Source organism: Albidovulum sp., from assembly GCF_049646345.1.
Taxonomy (GTDB): Bacteria; Pseudomonadota; Alphaproteobacteria; order Rhodobacterales; family Rhodobacteraceae; genus Albidovulum.
The window spans coordinates 1-5,328 of the sequence record NZ_JBARVQ010000522.1 but is presented as its reverse complement, the minus strand read 5'-3'; the positions used below and the strand labels follow the sequence as shown (position 1 = coordinate 5,328).

The window sequence follows — 5,328 nt, the reverse complement described above, 5'->3', positions numbered from 1 at the left end:
ATCCGGACCTGAGTTTCGAAGCCTTCGAGAGGATGGTCGAGGATGCCGCCCGTCGCGACGACAGGGTGATCGTCGGCCAGCGGGTCGAGGCGGACATGATGGCGCGTTCGCCCGTGTTGGTCTGGCGCAACCAGACCCGCATCAGGCTGATCCAGGCGTTCCGCGCCGCCTATGGCGCGCCCGAGGACGACCTGCTGCCGGGTGAGCCCCTGATCTGCGACGGGATCGAACTGCCCCTGAAGCACCGCAAGAAGCGTATCGATCTGGAGGCGCGCGGTCTGATCAAGGGCGCGCAGGTCATCTACCTCGGCCCCGGCAAGAAAGCGGGTTTTGCCAAGTTGCATGTCATCGGCGCCGAGGACCCGCAGGTGTCCGCCGCCTCGATCATCAAGATCGAACTGCCGGATGAGGAAGAACCTTTCATCCCCTCCGCCGCCCATATGGGGGCGGCCTTCCTGCATGGCTCGGCGGTGACGATCCACAAGGCGCAAGGTTCGCAATGGCCCGATGTGCAGGTCTTCGCGCCTGACCTGTTCGTCGCGGCGAAGGTAGGGCGGATGGAGGCAGGCATCCCCCTTTGGAAACGCCTTGCCTATGTCGCGATCACACGGGCCGAGACGCGGCTGCACTGGGTCGTAAGGAACCGCCTTGCACGTCCCGCCGCGCCGCTCACCGCCGCCGATCTGCCGAAGGGGGTGGCGCCCCTCACACTCGCACCCGAGGTTGAGGACTGACCGCCGCTTCCCATCGGGTTTCGCTGCCGCTACTCTCCGCCGAAAGAGAGGTGAATCCATGCGCTGTGTCTTCGTCCAGTTCCGATGTCATCCCGGCAAGACCTATGAGGTCGCCGATGCGGTCTATGACCGCGAGGTCGTGTCCGAGCTATATTCGACCTCAGGCGATTACGATCTGATGGCCAAGGTTTATGTCCCCGAGGATCAGGATGTCGGCCATTGGCTGAACGAAAGGCTTTTTGATATTCCGGGCATCGCGCGGACGCTGACGACGATGACCTTCAAGGCGTTCTGAGATGGCGGGCACGATCGTCGTCACCGGCGCTTCGGCCGGGATCGGGCGCGCCGTGGCCGAACGGTTCCTGACGGGGGGCTGGAACGTCGCGATGATCGCGCGGCGGGGCGATGTGCTGAAGGATATCGCAAAGGGTCATAACAACGCCTTGTCGCTGGCCTGCGACGTGGCCGATGCGAGTGCGGTCGATGCGGCTTTCGCGGCCACCACCGAACGATTTGGACGGGTGGATGCGCTTTTCAACAATGCAGGGATCATGCGACCCGGCGGGTTGATCGACGAAATCCCCTTGTCGGACTGGACCGACATGCTGGCCGTCAACCTGACCGGTATGTTCCATGCCGCCCGCGCGGCATTTCGCCAAATGCGGGCGCAGGAGCCGCAGGGCGGGCGGATCATCAACAACGGCTCCATCTCGGCCCATGCGCCGCGACCGGGTTCGGTCTGTTACACGACAACCAAACATGCGGTAACCGGGCTGACGAAGACGCTGGCGCTCGATGGTCGCCCGTTCGGTATTGCCTGCGGTCAGATTGATATCGGCAATGCCCGTACCGAGCTTGCCGCGAAGATCGCCCAAGGCGTGCCGCAGGCTGACGGCAGCATCCGGGCTGAACCGATGATGGCTGTGGCCGATGTGGCCGAGACGGTGTGGTCGATGGCAACACTGCCGCCCGGCGCCAATATGCTGTCGGTCACGGTGATGGCGACCAACATGCCCTTTGTCGGGCGCGGCTGACCGGCCCGATCAGCCCGTGAAATACCGGAAGATCGCCGAAGCGCCCCAGCCCGCGACAATCGCGATGAAAAGCGACAGAAGGCCGTAAACCAGCGGCTGGTCATGGGCGAGGCGGTAGAGGAACCGTTCCAGGCCCACCTTCTCTACGGCAAGATTGGTCGAATAACTGGTGACCACATGCCGGTCGCGGGTCAGGTAGAGAGTAACCTTGTAGGTCCCCTCGGTCAGGTTCGCAGGCAGCGTGATGGCGGTCTTGAACAGCGTCTGATCGAAGAAGGCGACCGTATTCGGCCGCGCCTGATAGGTGCCGTTTGCCGCCTTGATCCGCATCAGCGCATTGGTGAATTCGTGTGCATCTGTTACCGCCTGCGGTGCGCCGACCGACCGGATCGCGCGCGGGATCGAAATCTTGTAACGCAGATCCTCGGTCTCCGAGAGGATCTGGTTCAACGGGCGCGACGTGGAGATGGCGTAGAACGAGGGCGCACTATCAATCTCGACCGCATCGGTGTTGATCCAGATCCCCGCGACCTTTTCCTTGCGCCTCACTGTGACCGGATTGGACGGGCCTGCGACGGTGATGATCACCGACAAGGGCTCGGTGACCGAGATCGGGGTTTCGCGTTTGACCGCGCCGTAGAGGATCAGTTCCGAACCGTCGAAATCGGCGGTGATGGGAACCTGCCGCTGGCTGAGATCGGCGACGATTTCCTCTTGCGCCATGCCGGGTGAGGCAAGGGCGAGGGTCAGCATGACAAGCGCAAGAAGCTGTCGCATCATCCGTGCCCCGCTGCGCCGATGGAGTAGAGTTCAGACGGTTCGATCAGCAGATCGAGCGCCAGTTTCAGACAGACCGCGAGCACCATCATCGCCAGGAGGATGCGCAGTTGTTCAGCTTTCAGCCGCGTGCCGATCATCGCGCCGAACTGTGCGCCGATGACGCCGCCGATCAGCAGCAGCACCGCCAGCGGCATGTCCACGGTGAAGTTGGTCGTGGCATGCAAAAGCGTGGTGAAGGCGGTGACGAAGATGATCTGGAACAGCGAGGTGCCGACAACGACCTTGGTGGGCATGCCCAAGAGGTAGATCATCGCGGGCACCATGATGAAGCCGCCGCCAACCCCCATGATCGCGGCGAGGATGCCGACCAGCACCCCGACGATCAGCGGCGGGATGACCGAGATGTAAAGCCCCGAGGTGCGGAACTTCATCTTGAAGGGCAGGTTGTGGACCCAGTTGTGTTTCTTGCGCACCGGCACCGCGCCGGGTTTGCGCGACCGCCGGATCGCATTCAGGCTTTCGACGAACATCAGCGCGCCGATGATGCCCAGAAAGACGACGTAACAAAGCTTGACCAGAAGATCGACCTGACCCTGACTTTTCAGGAAATTGAAAAGCTGTACGCCAAGTGCTGCACCGACAAGACCGCCCGTCAGCAGGACCGTGCCCATCCGGAGGTCGACTGTCTTGCGTTTGAGATGGGCAAGCACGCCCGAGAAGGACGAGGCGACAATCTGGTTCGCCTCGGTCGCAACCGCGACAGCCGGGGGAATGCCGATGAAAAACAGAAGCGGCGTCATCAGGAAACCGCCGCCGACGCCGAACATGCCAGACAGCATGCCGACAATACCGCCCAGCCCTAAAAGCAGGAACGCATTGACCGATACCTCGGCGATAGGGAGGTAGATCTGCATGAGAACGCGATACCGAACAGCAAAAGAACCCTTGACCACTCATGCCCCTATGCGGGGCTGGTGTCAAACCGTTGCGAGACTGGACTTTGGGCCAGTTCCAATGTCCGCATGAGTCCAGATGTCCGGATCAGCGTTCCTTGACGTAAGGCTCGCCCCCGGCGCGGGGCGGAATGGCGCGTCCGACAAAGCCCGCAAGCACGATGACCGTCAGGATATAGGGCAGCGCGTCGAGTGCCGGAACCGGTACATCAAAGCCGATCGTCGCCTTGATCACGTCGGGTCTGAGTGCCAGTGCCTGGAAGAAACCAAAGAGCAGCGTGGCCATCAGCGCGTACCATGGCCGCCACTTGGCAAAGATCAGCGCCGCGAGTGCGATGTAGCCACGTCCCGCCGTCATTTCCTTGCCAAACCCGGTTTGCAGACCTGCGGCCATATAGGCACCGGCAAGGCCGCAGAGGACGCCGGTAATCAGGACGGCGGTATAGCGCAATCGCACCACCGAGATACCTGCCGTGTCGACCGAGGCGGGGTTTTCGCCCACAGCGCGCAGTCGTAACCCGAAGCGCGACCGGTAGAGCACCCACCATGTGAGCGGTACGCAGAGAAGCGCGATATAGACGAGCGCGCCGTGGCCCGAAATGACTTCGGCATAAAGCGGGCCGAGGATGGGTACGCCGGACAGCGCCTCGGCAAAGGGCAGCTCAATCGGGTTGAAGCGGGCGGGGCCGGACAGGGGGGGGGTACGCCCGCCCTGATGGAAGAGCGACTGGGCAATCAGCACCGTGATGCCCGAGGCCACGAAGTTCAGCGCCACGCCGGAAATCAGCTGGTTGCCGCGGAAGGTGATCGAGGCAATGCCATGGATCAGCGCGAAGATCATCGACCCGGCGATCCCGGCAAGAAGCCCGATCCAGACCGATCCGGTCAGCGCGGCGACGGCCCCGGTGCACATCGCGGCCATCAGCATCTTGCCCTCAAGCCCGATGTCGAAGATGCCCGAGCGTTCGGAATAAAGCCCGGCAAGGCAGGCCAGCAGCAAGGGTGTGGCCAGCCGCATGGTGGAATCGAGGATCTGGATGAGCGTTGCGAAATCCATCACGCCACCTCGGTTCTGCGAGGGGTGAAGAAGAGCCCGAGCAGCATGCGGACCATGTGGTCAAGGGCACCGGTGAAGAGGATCACGAGGCCCTGCACGACGGTCCGAAGCTCGATCGGGATCGAGGTCCAGAGACCCAGTTCCGCCCCGCCCTGAAAGAGGAAGCCAAAAAGGATCGCGGCGAGGAAGACGCCGATCGGATGGTTGCGCCCCATCAGCGCCACCGCGATGCCGATGAAGCCCGCGCCCTCGGTCGAGTTCTGCAACAGCCGCTCGCTTTCGCCCATGACGTTGTTGATCGACATAAGCCCTGCCAGCGCGCCCGAGATCAGCATGGCGATCATCGTCACCCGGACGGGTGAGATGCCGGCATAAAGGGCCGCCGGTTCGGACTTGCCAAAGGCGCGGATTTCATAGCCGAGCCGTGTGCGCCAGAGCAGAAGCCAGACCAGCCAGCAGGCAAGGAGCGCCACGAAGAGCGTCACATTGGCCGGTATCTGCTTGTCGAAAATCGCGCTCAGGCCCGGGATTTCGTGCAGGGTCGGCAGGTTCGTCGCCGCAGGGAAGCGGGCTGTCGCGGGGTCCATCTGGCCTGCGGGTTTCAACACCGAGACCAGCATGTAGATGATCAGGGCGGCGGCGATGTAGTTGAACATGATCGTGGTGATCACGACATGACTGCCGCGTTTGGCCTGAAGATAGGCGGGGATCGCCGCCCAGGCGGCCCCGAACAAGGCACCCGCGATCATCGCGCCGGGCAAAGCCAGCGT

General features: G+C 62.8%; 7 protein-coding genes. 3 read left to right on the top strand and 4 right to left on the bottom strand.

Going from position 1 to position 5,328, the window contains the following annotated elements; genetic code table 11:
• The 3 genes from WBB85_RS13385 to WBB85_RS13375 all read left to right on the top strand — a co-directional run.
• Positions 1-734, top strand: a 734-nt coding sequence (locus WBB85_RS13385; RefSeq protein WP_432639106.1) for an ATP-binding domain-containing protein, incomplete at its 5' end; no start/stop codon positions are given.
• Between the two features lie 58 nt (positions 735-792).
• The gene (locus WBB85_RS13380; RefSeq protein ID WP_432639105.1) at positions 793-1,029 is read left to right on the top strand and encodes an Lrp/AsnC ligand binding domain-containing protein; all 237 of its coding nucleotides are present in this window, start codon (positions 793-795) and stop codon (positions 1,027-1,029) included.
• 1 nt (position 1,030) lies between these two features.
• Positions 1,031-1,768 carry an SDR family oxidoreductase gene (locus WBB85_RS13375; protein WP_432639104.1) on the top strand — a complete coding sequence of 246 codons (738 nt, stop codon included), beginning with the start codon at positions 1,031-1,033 and terminating at the stop codon, positions 1,766-1,768.
• 9 nt (positions 1,769-1,777) lie between these two features.
• Here WBB85_RS13375 and WBB85_RS13370 read toward each other — a convergent pair whose 3' ends face one another.
• From WBB85_RS13370 to WBB85_RS13355, 4 genes are all read right to left on the bottom strand, one after another.
• Positions 1,778-2,548, bottom strand: coding sequence for a TIGR02186 family protein (locus WBB85_RS13370; protein ID WP_432639103.1), 771 nt, complete (start codon positions 2,546-2,548; stop codon positions 1,778-1,780).
• The gene (locus tag WBB85_RS13365) at positions 2,545-3,462 is read right to left on the bottom strand and encodes a sulfite exporter TauE/SafE family protein (RefSeq protein ID WP_432639102.1); all 918 of its coding nucleotides are present in this window, start codon (positions 3,460-3,462) and stop codon (positions 2,545-2,547) included. The genes WBB85_RS13370 and WBB85_RS13365 overlap by 4 nt, the downstream gene beginning before the upstream one ends.
• Before the next feature lie 127 nt (positions 3,463-3,589).
• Complete coding sequence (locus WBB85_RS13360) at positions 3,590-4,558, bottom strand: ABC transporter permease (RefSeq protein ID WP_432639101.1); 969 nt, start codon at positions 4,556-4,558, stop codon at positions 3,590-3,592.
• Positions 4,558-5,328: ABC transporter permease (locus WBB85_RS13355; protein ID WP_432639100.1), on the bottom strand; the 771-nt coding region annotated here is incomplete at its 5' end. The genes WBB85_RS13355 and WBB85_RS13360, both read right to left, overlap by 1 nt.